Origin of the sequence: Haloferax sp. Atlit-10N, from assembly GCF_003586325.1 — an archaeon.
GTDB classification, from domain to species: Archaea; Halobacteriota; Halobacteria; order Halobacteriales; family Haloferacaceae; genus Haloferax; species Haloferax prahovense.
This window is the reverse complement of the sequence record NZ_PSYX01000001.1, coordinates 1,223,207-1,243,381: the sequence shown is the minus strand read 5'-3', so window position 1 is coordinate 1,243,381 and position 20,175 is coordinate 1,223,207. Positions and strand designations below refer to the sequence as shown.

General features: G+C 67.9%; 21 protein-coding genes. 14 read left to right on the top strand and 7 right to left on the bottom strand.

The features are described from left to right. The first annotated feature begins 93 nt into the window (after positions 1-93). The 3 genes from C5B91_RS06445 to C5B91_RS06435 are packed head-to-tail and all read left to right on the top strand — an operon-like array spanning position 94 to position 2,800. The gene (locus C5B91_RS06445) at positions 94-1,140 is read left to right on the top strand and encodes an ABC transporter substrate-binding protein (protein WP_049968505.1); all 1,047 of its coding nucleotides are present in this window, start codon (positions 94-96) and stop codon (positions 1,138-1,140) included. Next, complete coding sequence (locus C5B91_RS06440) at positions 1,137-2,006, top strand: ABC transporter permease (RefSeq protein WP_008093552.1); 870 nt, start codon at positions 1,137-1,139, stop codon at positions 2,004-2,006. Before C5B91_RS06445 ends, C5B91_RS06440 begins: the two co-directional genes overlap by 4 nt. Next, the gene (locus tag C5B91_RS06435; protein ID WP_115819252.1) at positions 1,994-2,800 is read left to right on the top strand and encodes an ABC transporter ATP-binding protein; all 807 of its coding nucleotides are present in this window, start codon (positions 1,994-1,996) and stop codon (positions 2,798-2,800) included. Before C5B91_RS06440 ends, C5B91_RS06435 begins: the two co-directional genes overlap by 13 nt. Positions 2,801-2,831: 31 nt before the next feature. Here the strand turns inward: C5B91_RS06435 and C5B91_RS22335 are convergent, their stop codons facing one another. Then, positions 2,832-2,981 carry a hypothetical protein gene (locus C5B91_RS22335; protein WP_008093548.1) on the bottom strand — a complete coding sequence of 50 codons (150 nt, stop codon included), beginning with the start codon at positions 2,979-2,981 and terminating at the stop codon, positions 2,832-2,834. 135 nt (positions 2,982-3,116) lie between these two features. On the opposite strand from C5B91_RS22335, the gene C5B91_RS06430 reads away from it, so the two are divergent. Beyond that, positions 3,117-4,457 (top strand): DEAD/DEAH box helicase family protein, encoded by a 1,341-nt coding sequence (locus tag C5B91_RS06430; RefSeq protein WP_115819251.1) that lies wholly within the window; start codon positions 3,117-3,119, stop codon positions 4,455-4,457. 55 nt (positions 4,458-4,512) lie between these two features. Here the strand turns inward: C5B91_RS06430 and C5B91_RS06425 are convergent, their stop codons facing one another. Further along, positions 4,513-4,905 (bottom strand): hypothetical protein, encoded by a 393-nt coding sequence (locus C5B91_RS06425; protein WP_049968502.1) that lies wholly within the window; start codon positions 4,903-4,905, stop codon positions 4,513-4,515. Between the two features lie 122 nt (positions 4,906-5,027). On the opposite strand from C5B91_RS06425, the gene C5B91_RS06420 reads away from it, so the two are divergent. Continuing rightward, the gene (locus C5B91_RS06420; protein ID WP_119712785.1) at positions 5,028-6,530 is read left to right on the top strand and encodes a DUF790 family protein; all 1,503 of its coding nucleotides are present in this window, start codon (positions 5,028-5,030) and stop codon (positions 6,528-6,530) included. Positions 6,531-6,563: 33 nt separating this feature from the next. Here the strand turns inward: C5B91_RS06420 and C5B91_RS06415 are convergent, their stop codons facing one another. Both C5B91_RS06415 and C5B91_RS06410 read right to left on the bottom strand, forming a co-directional pair. Next, a complete protein-coding gene (locus C5B91_RS06415; RefSeq protein WP_115819249.1) occupies positions 6,564-7,100 on the bottom strand; it encodes a hypothetical protein in 537 nt (178 codons plus the stop codon). After that, on the bottom strand, positions 7,097-8,038 hold the full coding sequence (locus tag C5B91_RS06410; protein WP_004976813.1) for an RsmB/NOP family class I SAM-dependent RNA methyltransferase: 942 nt from the start codon (positions 8,036-8,038) through the stop codon (positions 7,097-7,099). Before C5B91_RS06410 ends, C5B91_RS06415 begins: the two co-directional genes overlap by 4 nt. 165 nt (positions 8,039-8,203) lie before the next feature. Here C5B91_RS06410 and C5B91_RS06405 point away from each other — a divergent pair, with 165 nt between their 5' ends. The 8 genes from C5B91_RS06405 to C5B91_RS06370 all read left to right on the top strand — a co-directional run bounded on the left by C5B91_RS06405 (position 8,204) and on the right by C5B91_RS06370 (position 16,667). Next, the gene (locus tag C5B91_RS06405; RefSeq protein ID WP_049968499.1) at positions 8,204-8,950 is read left to right on the top strand and encodes a proteasome assembly chaperone family protein; all 747 of its coding nucleotides are present in this window, start codon (positions 8,204-8,206) and stop codon (positions 8,948-8,950) included. Between the two features lie 115 nt (positions 8,951-9,065). Beyond that, the gene (grpE, locus tag C5B91_RS06400; RefSeq protein ID WP_049968498.1) at positions 9,066-9,761 is read left to right on the top strand and encodes a nucleotide exchange factor GrpE; all 696 of its coding nucleotides are present in this window, start codon (positions 9,066-9,068) and stop codon (positions 9,759-9,761) included. Between the two features lie 132 nt (positions 9,762-9,893). Continuing rightward, a complete protein-coding gene (locus tag C5B91_RS06395) occupies positions 9,894-10,664 on the top strand; it encodes an alpha/beta hydrolase (RefSeq protein WP_199519512.1) in 771 nt (256 codons plus the stop codon). A gap of 190 nt (positions 10,665-10,854) precedes the next feature. After that, on the top strand, positions 10,855-12,726 hold the full coding sequence (gene dnaK / locus C5B91_RS06390; protein ID WP_008093531.1) for a molecular chaperone DnaK: 1,872 nt from the start codon (positions 10,855-10,857) through the stop codon (positions 12,724-12,726). Positions 12,727-12,871: 145 nt separating this feature from the next. Further along, complete coding sequence (gene dnaJ, locus C5B91_RS06385) at positions 12,872-14,026, top strand: molecular chaperone DnaJ (protein WP_115819247.1); 1,155 nt, start codon at positions 12,872-12,874, stop codon at positions 14,024-14,026. A gap of 52 nt (positions 14,027-14,078) precedes the next feature. Then, a complete protein-coding gene (locus tag C5B91_RS06380) occupies positions 14,079-14,399 on the top strand; it encodes a cupin domain-containing protein (RefSeq protein WP_008093527.1) in 321 nt (106 codons plus the stop codon). 109 nt (positions 14,400-14,508) lie between these two features. Then, entirely contained in the window at positions 14,509-15,216 is a 708-nt protein-coding gene (locus C5B91_RS06375) for an AMP-binding protein (RefSeq protein ID WP_008093524.1), read from the top strand. Between the two features lie 143 nt (positions 15,217-15,359). Then, positions 15,360-16,667, top strand: coding sequence for a dicarboxylate/amino acid:cation symporter (locus tag C5B91_RS06370; protein WP_115819246.1), 1,308 nt, complete (start codon positions 15,360-15,362; stop codon positions 16,665-16,667). A 21-nt stretch (positions 16,668-16,688) separates the two neighbouring features. Here C5B91_RS06370 and C5B91_RS06365 read toward each other — a convergent pair whose 3' ends face one another. After that, on the bottom strand, positions 16,689-18,692 hold the full coding sequence (locus C5B91_RS06365) for an AMP-binding protein (protein ID WP_049968496.1): 2,004 nt from the start codon (positions 18,690-18,692) through the stop codon (positions 16,689-16,691). 123 nt (positions 18,693-18,815) lie between these two features. Between C5B91_RS06365 and C5B91_RS06360 the strand changes: the two genes are divergently transcribed. After that, complete coding sequence (locus C5B91_RS06360) at positions 18,816-19,397, top strand: GNAT family N-acetyltransferase (RefSeq protein WP_115819245.1); 582 nt, start codon at positions 18,816-18,818, stop codon at positions 19,395-19,397. A gap of 12 nt (positions 19,398-19,409) precedes the next feature. On the opposite strand, the gene C5B91_RS06355 is transcribed toward C5B91_RS06360, so the two are convergent. Further along, entirely contained in the window at positions 19,410-19,679 is a 270-nt protein-coding gene (locus C5B91_RS06355; RefSeq protein ID WP_004976836.1) for a hypothetical protein, read from the bottom strand. 97 nt (positions 19,680-19,776) lie between these two features. Beyond that, positions 19,777-20,031, bottom strand: coding sequence for a hypothetical protein (locus C5B91_RS06350; protein ID WP_008093515.1), 255 nt, complete (start codon positions 20,029-20,031; stop codon positions 19,777-19,779). Positions 20,032-20,175 lie beyond the last annotated feature (144 nt).

Genomic DNA, 20,175 nt, shown 5'->3' with positions numbered 1-20,175 from the left:
AACCGGATTTCCATCGGTTCTCGCGCGTCATCTACCGCGTCTATCGTTACCGCGTACGCGCCCGGAATAAGGCGCTGATTCGTAACGATGGCAATGACAGAGGCACCACGCTCGACTTCACTCAGCCGTAGACGATTCCTGCAGGGCTCCGGCCTCGCCGCGACCGCCGGCCTCGCGGGCTGTCTCGGCGGGTCCGGCGGGAGCGGGCTGGACGAACTCAACGTCGCCTACATGCCCATCTACCCGGACATGCAGTACTTCGTGATGGAAGAAGAGGGGCTGTTCGACCAGCTTTCGGTCCCGGTGGCTGGCAAGAAATTCTCCGACGGCCCGAGCATCGTGCAGGCGTCGGCGACGGGCGACTTCGACGTGATGATGTTCGGTATCGTCCCGGCGATGATTGTCATGGACAAGGGCATCCCCGCGAAGATCACCGCGGCGAACATCAAGAACGCGATGCAGATTCTCGCCACCGACGACTTCGCCGCCCTCTGGGAGGAACACGGCAAGGACGCCTTCGCCGAGTTCGAAGCCCGAGAGGGCCGGAAGTTCACCTTCGGCACCTTTCCGCCGGGGTCGGTTCCGGACATCCTGCTCCGCTACTGGATTCAGAACACGCTCGGGCTCGACCCCGAGGAGGACGTGAACATCAAGGGCCTCGGCGGCGCGGCCGCGGTCCAGCAGGCGCTCCTCTCGAACAACATCGACGGCACGAGCATCATGGAGCCCGTGCCGACGGTCATCGAGGCCAACGACGCGCCGTTCCAGCCCATCGCGTGGGCGGGCGACTTCATGCCCGGCCAGCCCGCGGCGGTCACGCTCATGCACGACCGCCTCCGGCAGGACAACCGCGACCTCGCCACGGAGTTCGTCGAACTCCACCAGCAGGCGACGAACTTCGTCGCCGACAACCCCGACACGGCCGCCCAGCACGCGAGTTCGGTCATCGGAGAGAGCGCGCTCCCGGTCGAGACCGCTCGCGCGGCGCTCGACTCCCCCGCGTCGGACTTCATCACCGACCCCCACGATATCGAAGGCGGCGCTGAAATCTTCGCGGACTACGCCCAGACGCTCGGGAAGACGGAAGCCCAGTTGACCGTCGACGAGATGTTCGACTACGGTATCTACGACTCGCTATGAGCAACGACGAAGTCGGCAGCGGCGTCGCCCTCTCGGAGACCGACGCGGACGAGCGACTGCTCGACCGGCTCGCGGGGTTCTCCTCGGAACAGACGGGGCTCGCGGTCGCCGGCTTCGCGGGCTTTCTCGCCGTCTGGTACGTCGCCGCGCTGTTCCAGCCCACGTATCTCCTCCCCTCGCCCGTCGAGGTGCTAGCGGCGTTCGTCGTCGAACTCACCGCGCCGGCGTCGCTGTCGATTCCCTTTACGGGCGCGGAACTCCCGGCGACTCGACTGGTGGTCAAACTGATTCAGAGCCTCTACCACTACGTGCCGGGCCTGCTCATCGGGACCTCGCTCGGCGTCTTCGCGGGCGTCGCCATGGGTTGGAACACTCGCGTCGACAGCGTCTTCACGCCCGTCACGCGTCTCCTCCGGCCGATTCCGCCCCTGGCGTGGATCGGCTTCGCCGTCATCTGGCTCGGCGTCAACCACCAGGGCGCGACGTTCATCGTCGCCATCGGCTCCTTCTGGATTAACTTCTACAGCGCCTACGGCGGCGTCGAGGGGGTCTCGGAGGACCTCAAGGAGGTCGCCGCGACCCTCGGCGTCGACGACGACTGGACGATGATTCGGAAGGTCGTCCTCCCGGCGGCCAGCCCCTCCATCATGACCGGTATCCGGACGAGCATCGGCCAGTGTTGGATGATCGTCGTCGCGGCCGAACTCATCGTCGGCGTCGGCGTCGGCTACGAGATTCTCAACACGGCGCAGAACCTCGCCATGGACGTGTCGGTCGCCTACATGCTCGTCATCAGTATCGTCTTCCTCGTGAGCGACGGCCTGTTCCGCCGGGTCGAACGGCGGGCGCTGGAGTGGAGAGCATGAGCGGAGACGCGAACGCGGGAGCCGACACGACCGCGACCGGCCCCGACGAGACCGCGACGGTCCGGGTCGACTCGCTCGGCAAGACCTACGCCTCCGACCGCCGGACGGTCGAGGCGCTGTCGGACGTTGAGTTCGCGGTCGAGGACGGCGAGTTCGTCTGTATCGTCGGTCCCTCGGGATGCGGCAAGACGACGCTGTTCCGCATCATCGCCGGCCTCGAAGACGCCACGTCGGGCGCGGTCACCCTCGACGGCTCGCCCGTCACCGGCCCCGGCACCGACCGCGGCATGGTGTTTCAGGAGTACGGGCTGTTTCCGTGGCGGACCGTCGCCGAGAACGTCGCCTTCGGGCTCGAGGAACAGGGCGTCGAGGAGCCGGCGCGCTCGGAACGCGTGACGGAGATGCTCGAACTCGTCGGACTCGACGGCTTCGCCGACGCCTATCCCAAAGAGCTGTCCGGCGGGATGAAACAGCGCGTGGGCATCGCCCGCGCGCTCGCGGTCGACCCCGAACTGCTCCTCATGGACGAGCCGTTCGGCGCGGTCGACGCCCAGACCCGCGACATGCTCCACGGCGAACTGCTCGACATCTGGGCGGAGACGGACAAGACGGTGCTGTTCGTCACCCACGACGTAGAGGAGGCCGTCACGCTCGCCGACCGCGTGGTCGTCATGGCCGCCAACCCGGGTCGCGTCCGCGAAATCGTCTCGGTCGATATCGACCGCCCGCGCGAGCGGACCGAAAGCGAGTTCGCGGCGTACGTCGAGCGGATTCGCGGGCTCATCGGGGAGTAATCCGGCTTCTACGCGCCCGATTCTCGCGTCTCTACTTCCGCGCCTCGCGCAACTCGTCGATGTGCGCGTCGATGACCGACAGCGTCGCGTCGGCGTCGACGTAGCCCTTCTCGTACTCCTTCATCGCGCTGTTGTAGTCGCTGAGGAACTGTGCGACCGCGTCGTCGAGGTCGTCGCTCATACACGTCCGTAGCCCCGCCATCGGATTTGAACCTTCGGCCCGCGGACGGCGGGACCGGAAGCGCACGGGACTCCGGTCCGACGGCCGCACCGCGGGACCGTCGATTTATCACCGCGCCCCGCCAACGCGCCGGTAGTGACGACCCTCCGCTTCGAGGACGGAACCGTTCACGTCGGCACCGACCTCGATATCTCAATTCCCGGCGTCGAGTCCGACCCCCGAAGCGGCGGCTATCGTGCCCCAGCGATGCGGTACGCCGCGATTCGGGATGCGCTCGACGCGGCCGGCGTCGACTACGACGACCGGGTCACGGCCGCTCTCGAGGCCCCCCTCTCGCTTTCGACGACCTACGACCTCCGCGACTACCAGCGGGCCGCTCTCGACGCGTGGCTCGACGCGGGCGGTCGCGGCGTCGTGGAACTGCCGACCGGCGCGGGTAAGACGGTGCTCGCGGTCGCCGCGATGGTCGCCCGCTCGGTACCGACGCTCGTCGTCGTTCCGACCATCGATTTACAGGACCAGTGGATACGAGAACTCGAAACCGAGTTCGACGTGCCAGTCGGTCGGTTCGGCGGCGGCGAGCAGACCCAAGAGGCCATCACGGTCTCGACGTACGACTCGGCGTACCTCCGCGCCGACGACGTGGGCGGCGACTTCGGCCTCGTCGTCTTCGACGAGGTCCACCACCTCGGGGGCGAGGGCTATCAGGACATTCCGCGCTTTCTCGCCGCACCTTCCCGCCTCGGCCTGACGGCGACGTTCGAGCGCCCCGACGGCGCACACGAGCGCGTGGAGGAACTCGTCGGCCCGCGGGTGTACCGCCTCGACGTGGACGACTTGGCGGGCGACCACCTCGCCGACTACGAGGTCCGCCGAATCGAGGTGGAACTCACCGCCGACGAGCGCGAGACGTACGACGAGGCACAGGAGACGTTCGTGAACTACCTGCGCACCTCGGGGCTGTCGATGCAGTCGGGCAGCGACTACCAGAAACTCGTGATGCGCTCCGGGAACGACCCGAGAGCGCGGGAGGCGCTCCTCGCCAAGCAGCACGCCCGCGACGTGATGATGAACTCCGAGGCGAAGGTGGACAAACTGGCCCGGTTGCTCGCGCGACACCGCGAGGACCGCGTCATCGTCTTCACCGCCTCGACCGACCTCGTCTACCGCATCTCGCGGCGCTTTCTCGTCCCGCCGATAACCAACGAGACCGGCACGAAAGAGCGCCGCGAAATCCTCGCCCGCTTCCGCGACGGCACCTACGACACCGTCGTCGCGGCCAACGTGCTCGACGAGGGCGTGGACGTGCCCGACGCGAACGTCGGCATCCTCCTCTCGGGGTCGGGGTCGGAACGCGAGTTCACCCAGCGCCTCGGTCGCATCCTCCGACCGAAGGCCGACGGTTCGACCGCGACGCTCTACGAACTCGTGAGCGTCGAGACGGCGGAAGAACGGGTCGCGGCCCGGCGTCGGTGACGCGGACGCGGGTCGGCGCGGGTCGGCACCGGCGGGAAAGCGGTCGCCTTCGGAGTCAGGCCAGCGAGACGTTCAAATCGCCGTTGTTGCGGAAGGCGTCGAACTCGAACTCGAACTCGATTGCGAAGTCGGCGCTCCCGGCGGCCGGGACGGCGAGCTCCTGCGACCGAGTCGACTCCTCGTCGCGGACGCTGACACGGGCTTCGACCGTGGCGATTCGCTCCGCTCCGCTGTCGTTGACGACCGTCCCGAAGACGCGGAGGCGGCCGTCGTCGGTCGCCTCGAAGTCGACCTCGGAGATGCGAACCGGCGGTACCTCCGGGGTGTCTCGGGGCTCCCCTGCCGGTGCATCGGGCGGGTTTCGCGGGCCCGTCGCGCCCGGAAGCGACCCGAGACAGCCGGACGACAGGCCGACCGCGACCAGTCCGAGGAGGCGTCGTCGCTCCATACGATGGCGTCCGCCGCGGGCGCAATGAACCTTGTCGTCCGCGTTGTCGTCGTCCGCATCGTCGCTCACTTCTCGCCCCGCCGCCCGAGTCGTTTTTGTCCCGCGGTCCCGTCGTGGCGAGCGTGCTGACGAAGGACCTGCTTCGCGTGTCGCGGGCGGGCGGCGGCTACCACCCGCAGTTCGCTGACCGGGGAGACCGCCCGCTGGCTGCGAAGGCCATCGGCGTCTTCCGGCGACACGTCGGCGACGCGCGGGCCGACCTCGACGACGCCCTCGCCGACCTCGAAGCCGAGGCCGACGACTTCAAACTCGCCCGCGGCTTCGCGTCGCTGCTCGACCGCGAGGCGGTGTTCGAGACGGCGGCTCCCCTGCCACCGGTCCGTGCCCGCCGCGCCGCGTTCGAGGCCGCGATGGCGGCCGGCGGCGTGACGACGCCCGAGGAGCGGGCCGCGGCGCTCGACCGCGCGGCGTCCTCGTTCGGGTCGTCTCCCGAGGCGGTCGACGAGTCGCTGACCGCCGACCGCGAGGTCGAACAGGTGCTTTCCGAGTTCGACCCGCGGTGGACGCCCGACGAACTGCTCGCGCAGTACAACCTTTCGCTGGCCCAGACCGCCCTGTTCGACGCGACCGAGGTTCGGGTCCGAAGCTCCGACCCGAAGGCCGTCGTCTCGGCGGTCAAGCGCCTCCGTCTCATGTACGAGGTCCGGAAGACCGACGCCGGGCGCGAGGTCGTCGTCACCGGCCCCGACGCGCTCTTTCAGCGAACCAGACGCTACGGAACCGCCTTCGCTCGCCTGCTTCGGTCGGTCGCAACCGCCGGCGACTGGCGACTCGTAGCGACCATCGACGACCGCGGGACGGAACGCGAACTGACGCTCACGAGCGACGACGTGTCGGTCCCCGGCGTCGAGCCGATGGCCGAACCCGGCTTCGACAGCGGCGTGGAGGCCGACTTCGCCGCCCGCTTCCGCGGCCTCGACTTCGACTGGTCGCTCGTCCGGGAGCCGGAACCCCTCGACACAGGGACGAGCGTGATGATTCCGGACTTCGCGTTCGACTACGCGCACGCCGACTCCCGCGTCTTCTTCGAGATTATGGGCTTTTGGACGCCCGAGTACGTCGAAAAGAAGCTGGGCCAACTCGCCGACGTGGAGGACGTGGAACTCGTCGTCGCCGTGGACGAGTCGCTCGGCGTCGGCGAGGACATCGCCGCCCGCGACCACCGTGCCGTCCCCTACTCCGGCTCCGTGCGCGTGAAGGACGTGGTGGACGTGCTGCGCGACTACGAGTCCGACCTCGTCGCCGACGCGGCCTCGTCGCTCCCCGCCGAACTCGCGCCGGACGACGACGTGGTCACCCTGTCCGACCTCGCGGCCGCCCGCGGCGTCTCCGTCGACGCGCTCGACGACGTGGCCTTCCCGGAACACGAACTCGTCGGGCGGACCCTGGTCCGGCCCGCCGTCCTCGACGCGCTCGCCGGGGAAGTCGAGGCGGGGATGTCGCTGTCGACGGTCGAGTCCGTCCTCGACGACCGCGGCCTCGACGACGCGAGCGCGGTCCTCTCGCGACTCGGCTACCGGGTCGAGTGGGCGGGGCTGACCGGCGGGACAGTCAAAGAGAAGTAGCGGTGCGCCGCACCGCGCCCCGGTCGCTGCTGGCTATTTCGGTTTGACGAGCTCTTCTTGCCGACCCTTCGGGACCGTCGAGCGGAGTTCCCCGTGGAGGTAGAGCCCGACGCCGAGGGGTTCGAGCTCGCCGGCGATTTCGTGGGCGGCGGTGAGGTAGCCCCAGTCGCCCTCCCACCGGTCGAGCTGTTGGTCGTGGCCGTCGACGAACGCCTTCGCCTCGCCGGGGCTCAGTTCGATGACGTTCTTCGTCGCGTCGCCGCAGAACCGCTGGACCGCGTTGGTCGAGGGCTTCCAGTGGCGCTGACGGGTCCGCAGGATGCGCATTCCGAGCCCTTCGACTTTGATGGGGTCGACGACCTCTCCGTGGAACGCCCAAATCTTGCCCGCGCCCTTCTCCCAGAACGTGTAGGCGTCGAAGACTGCCGGGTCGACGCCGAACCGCTCTTCCCACCAGTCGACGACCTCCTCGCGGGAGGGCCGCCCCTCGACGACGCGGTCGTCGGCCGTCGGCGGCAGGCGGTCGAACTGCTGGCCCCAGTTCTCGTCGGGGGCGGTGTCGTCGCTCATGCGTTCACCTCCAGTTTGGCAGTGAAGAAGCCGCCCGTGTCGTTGTGGTGCGGGTAGACGCGGCGGGCCTTGGTCACCGACGGGTCGTACTCGTCGCCCTCCCACTCGGTGATGCCGGGCGCGGTCTCGAAGCCGTCGGGGACGTCCCACTCGACGACCTCGCAGTCCTCCCGTTCGAGGACGAAGTCGAGGATGGCCTCGTTCTCCTCGGGCGCGAAGGTACACGTGGAGTAGACGACGGTGCCGCCGGCTTTCGTCACCTGCACGGCGCGCCGGAGAATGCCCTTCTGGATGCCGGCGACGCTTTTGACGTGGTTCATCGTCCACTCGTCGAGCACGTCGGGGTTCTTCCGGCAGGTGCCCTCGCAGGAACACGGGGCGTCGACGAGGACGCGGTCGAACTGCTCGAACGACCCGGACTTCTCCGGGGTCCGCTCGCCGAAGGGCTTCATCGAGAAGTTGCGGGCGTCCTGATTCGACACGACGAGGTTGGTCACGCCGAGGCGCTCGGCGTTGTGGCGGAGCGCCGACAGCCGCCCGAGGTTGTTGTCGTTGCCGACGAGGACGCCCTCGTCGTCCATCATGGCGGCAATCTGGGTCGTCTTCGACCCCGGCGCGGCGCAGGTGTCCCAGACGCGCTCGCCCGGTTGCGGGTCGAGGGCGATAGCCGGGAGCGCCGACACCTCCTCTTGGCCGTGGAGCCAGCCGTGGAAGTACGGCCAGTTCGTCCCCGGGCTGCTGTCTTCGAGCTTCAGGATGCCGGGGTGCCAGTCGGTCGGTTCGTAGGCGACGCCCTCGTCGTCGAGCGCCTCGCGGGCGCGCGCCACCGTCGTCTTGATGGTGTTGACGCGGACGACAGAGGGAAGCGGCCGCTCGCAGGCCGCGAAAAAGGCCTCCTCGTCGTCCACGAGCGGCGCGTACCGCTGGAGCGGGTTCATGACACTCGATTCCGCGGGGGCGCGCTTGTCGGTTTCGGAGTCGTCGGGTGACGGGTCCGGGGCCGACGGGAGGCGACGCCGGACGGTTCACGGACGCGGGCCAGTCGGCCGATGACGACGCAGTCACCCGTCGGATTTACCTCGCCCCGGCGACCATGTTCACGTATGGCACGCATTCGCGTCCTCGCGGAGGAACTCACCGACGAACTGGAGTCGCCGACGCTGGTCGAAGGACTGCCGGGCGTCGGGTTGGTCGGCAAAATTGCGGCCGACCACTTGGTGGAGGCGTTCGACATGACCCACTACGCGGACGTGTTCTGCGAGGGCGTCCCGAAGGTTGCGGTCTACATGAAGGACGACCCGACACTCCACCCGCCGGTCAGGCTCTACGCCGACGCGGAGCGGAACCTGCTCGTCCTCCAGAGCGACATCCCCATCCGACCCGACGCGGCGACCGGACTCGCCAGCTGTCTCGGCCCGTGGTTCGAAGAACTCGGCGTGCTCCCCGTGTTCCTCTCGGGCATCGCCCACGAGAAGTCCGAGGACGTGCCCGCGCTCTACGGCGTCGGCACCGACGGCGCGACGTCGCGGCTCGAAGACGCCGGCATCGACCGTCCGACGGAGACCGGCCTCGTCTCGGGACCGACGGGCGCGCTCCTGAGCAACGCCGTCTCGGTCGGCCGCCCGGCGCTCGCGTTGGTCGTCGAGTCGGACCCGCAGTTCCCTGACCCCGAGGCGGCCCGGGTCATCATCAAACGGGGCATCGAACCGCTCGTCGGCGTCGAGGTCCCCGTGGACGACCTCGTGGACAGCGCCACCGAGATACGGCAGGCGAAAGAGCAGTTGGCCCGTCGGATGCAGCAGTCCGACGAAGAGAGCACGCAGGCCCGGCCGCTCGGGATGTACCAGTAAGTCGCTGTCGGTCGATGACGGCGGGTATCGACCCGCGCAGCCGCCCCACGGTGAGAAACGTTTCGGCCGGCCCGCAGTCTACACGTTTAAGCCGCGCCGGCCACTTCTCCCGCCCATGAGCGACGACCCTGCCGAGTCGGCCACGGACGCGAACGCAGAATCCGAGCCCGACGCGGCACCCGACGCAGCGGCGCAGGCGGCCGAAGACGCGGCGACGGACGCCGAGGGCGAGGCGTCGAGCGGCGAGTCGGCGGCCGCGGACCCCGACGCGACGGGTGACGGGCCGGCCGTCTCCGACCGCGTCGCCGAGTACGACGACGACCTCGCGGCCGAGGTCGCGACGCTCGAAGCCCGCGTCGCCGACCTCGAAGCCGAGCGCGACGACGCCGAAGCGACGGCCGAGGAACTCCAGTCTCGCCTCAAGCGCACGCAGGCGGACTTCCAGAACTACAAGAAGCGCGCGAAGAAGCGACAGGACCAGATAAAAGAGCGCGCCACCGAGGACTTCGTCGAGCGCGTCGTCACCGTCCGCGACAACCTCGTCCGCGCGCTCGACCAGGACGAGGACGCCGACATCCGCGGCGGCCTCGAATCGACGCTCAAGGAGTTCGACCGCATCCTCGAAGACGAGAACGTCGAAATCATCGACCCCGAACCGGGGACGGACGTGGACCCCAACCGCCACGAGGTGATGATGCGCGTCGACAGCAACGAGCCGGCGGACACCGTCGCCGACGTGTTCCAGCCCGGTTACGAGATGGCCGACAAGGTCATCCGCGCCGCGCAGATCACGGTCAGTAAGGGCGAGTAGTCGCGAGCGACACAGCTGTCTCCCCGCGACCGGCCACGGTGACCTGACGCGCCGCCGATCCGGGGAGGACTTTTGTTCTCACCTCGCAATCACTACGGCATGCGACTTCGTTCCCGTCGGCGGCGGCCGACCGTGCGCGTCACCCAACACGGTGACCCCGGCGACGACGACCTGCTTTTCGTCCTCGGATGGGGCAACAAGCCGGGTCACCGGAGCGTCGAGTGGCTCCTCGACCGCCTCACTTACGAGGGCTACCACGTCCACGCCGTCGAACTCCCGACGAACGGCTGGGAGTTCGAGGGCCAGTACGTGAGCCCGGTGCGGGCGTACGCGGTCGACCGCGACATCGACCTCGTCCTCAGCCACAGCACCGGCGGCCTCGTCGCCGCCCACCTCGACCTCGCGGTCCGGAACGTCTTTTTGAGCCCGTGGTGGGGGACCGCGACAGCCGGCCTCGATGGCCTGCTGCTCCCCGTCGTCAGGCGGTTGCCGACGACGCGCCCGCTCGTCCCCGCGGGCATCTCTCGTACGGACCTCGGCGAACTGAAACTCGCCGCCGAACTGGCCGACGGCCCGGACAACGCCTCGCCCGCCTTCCTCCGCATGATTCACGGCGCGCAGGAGTCGCTGCCGCCGTTCCGTCCCGACGACGTGGTCTTCGTCTCGCTGTCGGACCGGGTCGTCGACGTCCGCGCAATCAGTGACCGGACCCCCGCGTCGAACCTCGTTCCGTACGACGGCGGCCACGAGTTCTTCGCCAGCGAGGGCAGGGAGCGGACGCTCTCGGTGGTGCTCGACGCCCTCGACGGGGTGGACCCGTCGTCGCTCCGACTCGGCGGTGCGGGCGCGCCCGGCTCCGACGACTCGACCGACGGGACGGAGCGACCGCAGTCGATGGACTGAGACGCCGCCGCCCCCGACGGCGACTCTGCCGGACGCGACGCTGGCGACGCGGTCGGCGGTTCTACATAAATCGACCGACCTGTTTCGACGCGAGAACGCAAAATCGCAAGACAGCGTCGGCCTCGGTGCGCGCCGTGTGTCGCAGTATCTAGTAACCTTTAACCGGCAAAAGACGGTATTTGCGGGCAAGATGGCGAGCAACAAGATTCTGGGTATCGACCTCGGCACCACGAACAGCGCGTTCGCGGTGATGGAGGGCGGCGACCCGGAGATTATCGTGAACGCAGAAGGCGACCGAACTACCCCCTCCGTCGTCGCGTTCACCGACGACGGTGAGCGGTTGGTCGGCAAGCCGGCGAAGAACCAGGCCATCCAGAACCCCGAGCGCACGATTCGGTCCATCAAGCGCCACATGGGCGAGGACGGCTACACCGTCGACATCGAGGGCGAGGAGTACACGCCGGAGCAGATTTCGGCGATGATTCTCCAGAAAATCAAGCGCGACGCCGAGGACTACCTCGGCGACGAACTGAAGAAGGCCGTCATCACCGTCCCCGCGTACTTCAACGACAAGCAGCGTCAGGCGACGAAGGACGCCGGCGAAATCGCGGGTCTCGAGGTCGAGCGCATCGTCAACGAGCCGACCGCGGCCTCCATGGCCTACGGCCTCGACGACGAGTCGAACCAGACCGTGCTCGTCTACGACCTCGGCGGCGGCACCTTCGACGTGTCCGTCCTCGACCTCGGGGGCGGCGTCTACGAAGTGGTCGCCACGAACGGGGACAACGACCTCGGCGGCGACGACTGGGACGAGGCCATCATCGACTGGCTCGCCACCGAGTTCAAGAACGACCACGGTATCGACCTGCGCGAGGACCGACAGGCCCTCCAGCGCCTCAAGGACGCGGCCGAGGAAGCCAAAATCGAGCTCTCCTCGCGCAAGGAGACGACCATCAACCTCCCGTTCATCACGGCGACCGACTCCGGGCCGGTCCACCTCGAATACGACCTGACCCGCGCGAAGTTCGAGTCGCTCACGTCGGACCTCATCGACCGGACGGTCGAGCCGACCGAGCAGGCGCTCGAAGACGCCGGCTACGACAAGGGAGACATCGACGACGTCATCCTCGTCGGCGGCTCCACCCGGATGCCGCAGGTCCTCGCCAAGGTCGAAGAACTGCTCGGCTCCGAGCCGAAGAAGTCCGTCAACCCCGACGAGGCCGTCGCGCTCGGCGCGGCTATTCAGGGCGGCGTCCTCGGCGGCGAGGTCGACGACATCGTCCTCCTCGACGTGACGCCGCTGTCGCTCGGTATCGAGGTCAAAGGCGGCCTCTTCGAGCGCCTCATCGAGAAGAACACGACGATTCCGACCGAGGAGTCGAAGATATTCACCACCGCGGCCGACAACCAGACGACGGTGCAGGTCCGCGTCTTCCAGGGCGAACGCGAGATGGCCGAGGACAACGAACTCCTCGGGGAGTTCACGCTCTCCGGCATCCCGCCGGCCCCCGCGGGCACCCCGCAGATCGAAGTCGGCTTCAACATCGACGAGAACGGCATCGTCAACGTCTCCGCCGAGGACAAGGGCTCCGGCAACGCCGAGTCCATCACCATCGAGGGCGGTGCGGGCCTCTCCGACGACGAGATCGACCGCATGCAGCAGGAGGCCGAACAGCACGCCGAAGAGGACAAAGAGCGTCGCCGCGCCGTCGAGGCCCGCAACGAGGCCGAGGGCGCGGTCCAGCGCGCCGAGACCCTCCTCGAAGAGAACGAAGAGAACGTCGACGACGAACTCCGCGCCGACATCGAGGCGGCCATCGAGGACGTCGAAGCGGTCCTCGAAGACGACGACGCCTCCACGGACGAACTCGAAGACGTGACCGAGGACCTCTCGAAGGAACTGCAGGAAATCGGCAAGCGCATGTACCAACAGCAGGCGCAGGCCGGCGGTGCCGGCGGCGCTGGCGCTGGTGCGGGCGCGGCCGGCGGTCCCGGCGGTGCGGACCCCGAGGACTTCGTCGACGCCGACGCGGACTTCGACGAGGAAGACGAGGACAAGTAATCGACTGACCGACTCTCGGGTCGCCGAGAGACCCGATGCCGGCGGTCGAATCCGGTCGAAACCCCGGGTTTGACGGCGCTCGCACTCGCCGCGATACGAGAGACGGACTTTTCAAATACCTTCACCGGCTACAAGAGAGCAACTGATGAGCGAGGACTTCTACGACGTACTCGGGGTCTCGCGGGACGCCTCGAAAGACGAGATCAAGAACGCGTACCGCAAGAAGGCCGCGAAGTACCACCCCGACGTTTCCGACGAGGACGACGCCGAGGAGAAGTTCAAGAAGGTCCAGAAGGCAAAGGAGGTGCTCACGGACGACGAGAAGCGGCAGATGTACGACCAAGTCGGCCACGAGCGCTTCCAGCAGTCCCAGAAACGCGGCGGTGGCGGCGGCCGCGGGGGAGGCAATCCCTTCGGCGGCGGCGGCAACCCGTTCGGCGGGATGGGCGGCGGCGGTGGCGGCTTCGAGGACATCTTCAACAACCTCTTCAACGGCGGCGCGGGCGGCCAACAGCGAAACCGGCCCCAGCAAGGCCGCGACGTGGCCCAGCGCATCTCCATCGACCTCGAAGACGCCTACCACGGCGTCGAGCGCGACGTGACGATTCGCCGCCGCGAGGTCTGTCCCGAGTGCGACGGCGAGGGCCACCCCGAGGACGCCGACGTGAACACGTGTTCGGAGTGTAACGGCTCGGGCCAGCAGACGACGGTCCAGCAGACGCCCTTCGGCCGCGTCCAGCAGACGACGACCTGCCGCGCCTGCGGCGGCGAGGGCGAGACCTACAGCGAGGACTGCTCGGAGTGTCGCGGCAGCGGGCGCGTCCGCCGCACTCGCGACGTGACCATCACCATCCCCGCCGGCTTCCGCGACGGCCAGCGCCTCCGCTACCGCGGCGAGGGCGAACCCGGCGAGAACGGCGGCCCCAACGGCGACCTGTTCGTCGAGGTCAACGTCCGCGATCACGAGGAGTTCGAGCGCGACGGCGACGACCTCCGCTACACCCACCCCATCTCCTTCCCGCAGGCCGTCTTCGGCGCGACCGTCGAGGTGCCGACGCTCGACGGCGAGGAGGAACTGAAAGTGCCCGCGGGCACCCAAAGCGGGTCGACGTTCACCGTCTCCGGCGCGGGGATGCCGCACCTCGACCGCCGGGGTAACGGCGACCTGCACGTCGAGGTCCACGTCGTCACGCCCGAGGACCTCAACAAGGAACAGCGCGAGGCGCTCAAAGAGTTCGCCGAGGCCGGCGGCGAGGAGGTCAAAGAGGGCCTCTTCCAGAAGCTGAAGAACTCGCTGTAACGGATTTCCGGCACCACCACGCTCTCTTGTCCGGCGGCCGTCAGTTCAGGCGATGTCATACACGAAAGCGAACTACGAGGACGTAGACGCGGTCGGCGGCGGCCTCCATTTCTTGCGAGACGAACTCGACTGCGTCGAACTCGGCTTCAGCGTGTTAGAGACCGACCCCGACTGGTCCGGCAAGCCGCACGACCACGCCGAACAGGGCCACGAGGAAGTGTACTACCTCGTCTCCGGCGAGGCGACGCTCGTCGTCGAAGACAAGAAAGTCGACCTCGAACCCGGTGATGCCGTGCGCGTCTCGCCCGAGGACACCCGCGAACTCCGAAACGGTCCCGAAGAGAGCACGTTCGTCATCGCGGGCGCGCCCTGACCCGTCGCGCTGGCGCCGTCTCGGCGTCGCTCGCCCAGACACCCGCCGCGTTCTCGGACCGCGAGAGCGCCTCGGGGCCTTTTTTCGCGCCGACTCCCTACGACCGGCCATGGACGTTATCGGCGACCTCATGGCCCGCGACCGGCGGAGCGACCGACTCGCCCTCCGGGTCGACGGCCCCGGCCGGACCTACACGTACCACGACCTCATCACGACCTCGTACAAGGCCGGGAACGTCCTCCGCTACCTCGGCGTCCGCAAGGGCGCTCGCGTCGCGGTCGACCCGGTCTCGCTCCCCGAACCGCTGTTGACGTTCCTCGGGGCGGCCCAACTCGGCGCGGTGACCGCGTTCGACCCGGCGGTCGAGGCGCGAGCGACCGTCGTCGCCGTCGACCGCGAGACGGAGTTCGCCGACCTGCCGCCGGGACAGAAACTCGCCGTGTTCGGTGGTCCGCCGAGTTCGCCCGCGACGACGCACTGGGAACAGGAGGTCTGGAGCGAGAACCCGGCAGTTCACCCGGAAGTCGTCGCGCCCGACGACCCGGCGCTCGTCGCCGACGACCGCGAGTTCACACACGGCGACCTGCTCGACGCGGCCCGCGAGGTCGTCGCCGACTTCGACCTCGGCGTGGACGACACGGTCGCGGTCCGGTCGTCACTCAGCCACCCGGGAACCGTCGTCGCCGGCGTGCTCGCCCCGCTTCTCGCCGGTGGGACGATTCGAATCCCCGCGGGCGACGAGGCCGTCGAAGCGGCGCTCGCAGTCGGCGACGGGGTTCCCGAGTCGGTCGCGCTCGCCCCCGACGACGCGTGCTGACGACGGCGTCTGGGATGGAAAGTACTCATCGAATACTCCAACTATTGTCTCATATTTGAGCTTGAATTCTACCTCAGTGTTATATTCAGAATTTTCACCGCTATATTTATATTCTGGCTGTATAGTTAGTGCAAACACGTTACATGTCACAGTCTGGCATCGTGTCACTCTGGAACCGGTATCGTTCGGTTGGCATCGTCTACCGAATCGGGGTCGCGTTCGTCCTCGGGTCGCTCGTCGGCCTCGTCGTCGGCGAGCCGGCGACGGCCCTGAAACCGGTCGGCGACCTGTTCGTCCGACTGCTGAAGATGCTCATCGTCCCTATCGTGGTGTTCACGCTCCTGATGGGCGTTCGACAGCTCTCGCCGTCGTCGCTCGGTCGCGTCGGTGCGCAGGTAGTCGGGCTGTACGCGCTCACGTCCGCGTTTGCGGTCGCCATCGGACTCGGCGTGAGCAACCTTGTCTCCCCCGGCTCCCGCGGGCTCGAAGAGCTGCTCACCGGTGCTGAAGCCCAGAGTGCGGAGGCCCCGGACGCCATCGAGGTCATCCTCAACATCGTTCCGACGAACCCCGTCGGCGCGATGGCCGAGGGCAGCGTGCTCCCGACCATCTTCTTCGTCGTCGTGTTCGGTCTCGGCCTCACGCTGGCGTGGGAAGAGACGGACGACGAGGAGGTCAAACGGGGAATCGAGACGTTCTTCGACCTCGCCGACGCGGGCGCAGAAGCGATGTACAAGGTCGTCTGGGGGGCGATGGAGTTCGGCGTCCTCGGCGTCTTCGCGCTCATGGCGAACGTCTTTGGCACCGCCGGCGTCAACGCTATTCTGCCCTTCGCGCTCCTCATCGGAACGATGCTCCTCGCGGCCGTCGTCCACATCGGGGTCGTCTACCTCGGCGCGTTCGTCGTCGGGGTCGCGGGGCGGTCGCCGGTCGCGTTCCTCTCCGGTGCGCGCGACGCGATGGTGACCGCGCTGAGCATCCGGTCGTCGTCCGGAACGCTCCCGGTGACGATGTCCGACGCGGACGACAACCTCGGCATCGAAGAACGCATCTACGGCTTCACCCTCCCGCTCGGTGCGACCATCAACATGGACGGCACGGCGATGTATCAGGGCGTCGCGGCCATCTTCGCGGCGAACATCGTCGGCGTGAACCTCTCTCTGGCCGACCAGTTCGCGGTCGTCGCGGTCGCCGTGCTGGCGAGCATCGGGACCGCCGGCGTGCCCGGGTCGGGTCTCATCATGCTCACGCTCGTCTTGACCCAACTCGGCCTGCCGCTCGAAATCGTCGGTCTCGTCGCCGGCGTCGACCCTATCCTCGACCGCATCCGGACGATGGTGAACGTGACTGGCGACCTCGCGGTGACGACCGTCGTCGCCACGTGGAACGACGCGGCCGACTTCACCGCCGACGCGTGGAACGACGGCGTCGGCGCGGCGCTGTCCGACTGAACGAAGGCGAAGAAACCCGTCTCAGGACGCCTGCTCTATCTTTTCGAGCGCCTCGGGGTTCTCGATACTGCTCATGTCGCCGAGGTCCTCGCCCGCGTAAATCGAGGCGATGGCGCGGCGGATAATCTTCCCCGACTGCGTCTTCGGGAACTCGTCGACGAACAGGATTTCGCGCGGGCGGAACGGCTTGCCCAACTCGTCGCCGACGACGCCGCGAAGCGCCTCGCGGAGGTCGTCGCTCTCCTCGACGCCGTCTTCGAGGACGACGTAGGCGACGACGGCGGTCCCGGTGGTGTCGTCGGGGACGCCGACGGCGGCGGCCTGATTCACCGCGTCGTGTTCGATGAGTGCGCCTTCGACCTCGGCGGGGCCGACCTTGCGGCCGGCCACGTTGAGGGCGTCGTCGGCGCGGCCGTGGAGGAACCAGAAGCCGTCTTCGTCTTTCTGCGCCCAGTCGCCGTGGTCCCAGAGGCCGTCCCACGACGACCAGTAGGTGTCGAGGTAGCGCTCGTCGCCCTCCCAGAGGCTCTTTGTCATCGACGGGCAGGAGTCGCGGGCGACGAGGAAGCCCCGTTCGTGGGTGTCGGCGATGGACTCGCCCGAGGAATCCACGATGTCGATGTCCATCCCGAGGCCGGGGCCGCCGAGCGAGCAGGGCTTGAGCGGTTGGGTCGGCATCGGCATGAGGAAACAGCCGCAGATTTCGGTGCCGCCGGAGATGTTGATGATGGGTGCCTCGCCGCCGCCGACGCGCTCGTAGAACCACATCCACGACTCGGGGTCCCACGGCTCGCCGGTCGACCCGAGCAGGCGGAGGCTCGACAGGTCGTGTCTCTCGACCTCCTCGTCGCCGTACTTCCGCAGGGCGCGGATGGCCGTCGGCGAGATGCCGAAGGTGGTGATTCGGTGGCGCTCTATCATGTCCCAGAAGCGGTCCGGGTTCGGGTAGTCGGGCGCGCCCTCGTACATGAAGATGGTGCCGGCGAACGTGTGGTTCCCGATGAGCGTCCACGGTCCCATCATCCAGCCGATGTCGGAGACCCAGAAAAAGCGGTCTTCGGGCTTCTGGTCGAAGCCGAAGTGAATCTCCTTCGCGGTCTGCATCTGGACGCCCGCGTGGGTGTGGACGATGCCTTTCGGCTTGCCGGTCGTCCCCGAGGAGTACAGGAGCATCGACTCGGCGTCCGACGGCAGGCGCTTCGTCTCGTACTCCGGTTCGGCCTCGCCGACGGTGTCTTCCCACCACTCGTCACGGCCCTCGGTCCACGGCACGTCGTCGCTATCCCCGCTTTCGTCACCGAACCGCCGGTAGACGACGACGTTCTCGACACAGCCCGCTTCGTCCATCGCCTCGTCGGCGGTCGTCTTCAGTCGGACCTCCGAGCCGCGACGGTAGAAGCCGTCGGCGGTGAAAAGCACCGAGCACTCGGGGTCTTCGAGGCGGGTCGCGGTGGCGTCGACGCCGAACCCGGAGAAGATGGGGACGGCTATCGCGCCGACCTTGAAACAGCCGTAGAGGATGGAGATGACTTCGGGGACCATCGGCATGTAGAGGCCGACGGTGTCGCCGGTTTCGACGCCGTACGATTCGAGGACGTTGGCGACGCGGTTGGCCTCGCGGTAGAGGTCGTGGTAGGTCCGCTGGACGACCTCGCCGTCTTCGCCCTCCCAGATGCAGGCGACGCGGTTCCGGTTCCCGGAGTCGACCGCGGCGTGGCGGTCGAGGGTGTTGTGGGCGACGTTGATTTCGCCGCCGGGATACCAGCGGGAGAACTGCGGCCCCTCCGAGTCGTCGCGAACCGCGTCGTATGCCTCGTAGAAGTCGATGTCGAGGTAGTCGACGAGCTCGTCCCAGAACCACTCGACGCCCGAGGCACCGACGCCCGGAACCTCGGTCGTCGTCCGCTCGATGAGTTCGTCGTAGTCCTCGATGTCGTGTTCCCGCATGAATCGGGTGACGTTGGCGTCCTCGACGAACGCCGGGTCCGGTTCGTGCACCACGGTGTCGGTGTCGGGTACGTCCATGAATCGAGGTACCGCGACCGCGACTATGAATCTTTAGTGTTCTTTCGTTGAGTTCGCCGGACGCGGCGGGAATCGTCGTATCGGCCCGAGTCGTTTTTGTCGGCCGGTGTGCTACGAGTACGCATGTACGTCCGAGACGCGAAGAACCGAGACGAGGTCTGGCTGCTCGACTCGCTGGAGGAACTCGGACTCGACGACGGCTCCTTCCGCTCCCGCGACTACGTCATCGCGCTCGACGAGGAGTCCGGCGAGAAGGCGGGGTTCGGACGAATCCGGGTCCACAAGACCGACGAGCCGTTCTGCGAGGTCACCTGCGTCGGCGTCTCGGAGCGGTGGCGCGGACAGGGCGTCGGCGCACACGTCGTCGAGCGACTGGTCGACCGCGCCGCGGCCGAGGAGTTCGAGACAGTTTACGGCTTCACCTCGGACCACGGCTACTGCGCGCAGTTCGGCTTCGAGGCGGTCGACGCCGAGGACCTGCCGGCGGGACCGCGTCAGCGACTCGACCGGGTTAGAGAAGTCGCCGGCGACGCCATCGCGCTCCGACTCGACCGCGAGGCGTTCTCGATGCCCGAGCGCTTCCGCGAGCGGTTCAAAGTCGCCGCGCCCGCGAGCGCCGGGGACGCCGAACCGGAGCTGACCGCCGAGGACTTCGGCTACGACGAGGAGACGCCGACCAAGTACTCCACGAACCTGCGGCGCTGAGCCGGGACCGAGTCAGGTCCGGTCGTCGAGGAAGTCGGTGCTGAAGACGATCCAGGTCAGCACGCTACAGAACAGAATCGGCGGGAGGATGGCGAACCCCCAGAGCGGTTCGAGCCCCTGCAGGAGGATGAGCACCACGTCGGCCAGCCCGAGCGCGAGGAACGGCGCGGTCGCCAGCGCGGCGCGCTTTCGGTTCTTGCCGCCCGTGTCCTCCGGGAGCGGGCCGGGCGAGGCGTCGCCGGCCGAGGCGTCCGAGGTCGAGGTCGACGAGGGCGCGTCCATGCGGGTTCGTCGGGGCCGGACGAGCAAAAACGGTCCGCCTTTCGGTCGGAGTTCCCCGGCCGATACGCCTTCGCCGCCCGGTCCGAGAGCCGCCGTCTTATCGGGCGTTCTCGACGCGCGAGACGTACTCGACGAGCGCGAACAGCGCCCCGAGGATGACGGCCGAGAACACCATCCCGTAGAGGCTGAACGCGAGCGGGGTGGTCGGAAGCGAGAGGAAGCCGAACAGCGATATCTCGGCGGCGACTTGGCCGCCGTTCTCGCCGATAAAGACGCCGAGGATGCCCGAGATGGCCACGACGCTCGCGCCGACGAGGAGCAGGATTCGTCGTCCGCCGGATGTGTCGTTCACGACGCCGCGTTAGGGCCGAGCCGTATAGTCGCTTGCGGGACGACGCGACGGGCGAGCGGCCCCGTAATCTCGCCCGTGTCTGTCGGCCGACACGACAGTCTCGGGGAGCCGAACGAACTAAGCCACCCCACGCGAATGAGCGCC

Bases quoted from the DNA above. Each gene is read 5' to 3' on its own strand.
- C5B91_RS06445 (WP_049968505.1), top strand. From the start codon at position 94: ATGACAGAGGCACCACGCTCGACTTCACTCAGCCGTAGACGATTCCTG.
- C5B91_RS06440 (WP_008093552.1), top strand. From the start codon at position 1,137: ATGAGCAACGACGAAGTCGGCAGCGGCGTCGCCCTCTCGGAGACCGAC.
- C5B91_RS22335 (WP_008093548.1), bottom strand. From the start codon at position 2,981: ATGAGCGACGACCTCGACGACGCGGTCGCACAGTTCCTCAGCGACTAC.
- C5B91_RS06425 (WP_049968502.1), bottom strand. From the start codon at position 4,905: ATGGAGCGACGACGCCTCCTCGGACTGGTCGCGGTCGGCCTGTCGTCC.
- C5B91_RS06415 (WP_115819249.1), bottom strand. From the start codon at position 7,100: ATGAGCGACGACACCGCCCCCGACGAGAACTGGGGCCAGCAGTTCGAC.
- C5B91_RS06410 (WP_004976813.1), bottom strand. From the start codon at position 8,038: ATGAACCCGCTCCAGCGGTACGCGCCGCTCGTGGACGACGAGGAGGCC.
- C5B91_RS06405 (WP_049968499.1), top strand. From the start codon at position 8,204: ATGGCACGCATTCGCGTCCTCGCGGAGGAACTCACCGACGAACTGGAG.
- grpE (WP_049968498.1), top strand. From the start codon at position 9,066: ATGAGCGACGACCCTGCCGAGTCGGCCACGGACGCGAACGCAGAATCC.
- dnaK (WP_008093531.1), top strand. From the start codon at position 10,855: ATGGCGAGCAACAAGATTCTGGGTATCGACCTCGGCACCACGAACAGC.
- dnaJ (WP_115819247.1), top strand. From the start codon at position 12,872: ATGAGCGAGGACTTCTACGACGTACTCGGGGTCTCGCGGGACGCCTCG.
- C5B91_RS06380 (WP_008093527.1), top strand. From the start codon at position 14,079: ATGTCATACACGAAAGCGAACTACGAGGACGTAGACGCGGTCGGCGGC.
- C5B91_RS06375 (WP_008093524.1), top strand. From the start codon at position 14,509: ATGGACGTTATCGGCGACCTCATGGCCCGCGACCGGCGGAGCGACCGA.
- C5B91_RS06370 (WP_115819246.1), top strand. From the start codon at position 15,360: ATGTCACAGTCTGGCATCGTGTCACTCTGGAACCGGTATCGTTCGGTT.
- C5B91_RS06365 (WP_049968496.1), bottom strand. From the start codon at position 18,692: ATGGACGTACCCGACACCGACACCGTGGTGCACGAACCGGACCCGGCG.
- C5B91_RS06360 (WP_115819245.1), top strand. From the start codon at position 18,816: ATGTACGTCCGAGACGCGAAGAACCGAGACGAGGTCTGGCTGCTCGAC.
- C5B91_RS06355 (WP_004976836.1), bottom strand. From the start codon at position 19,679: ATGGACGCGCCCTCGTCGACCTCGACCTCGGACGCCTCGGCCGGCGAC.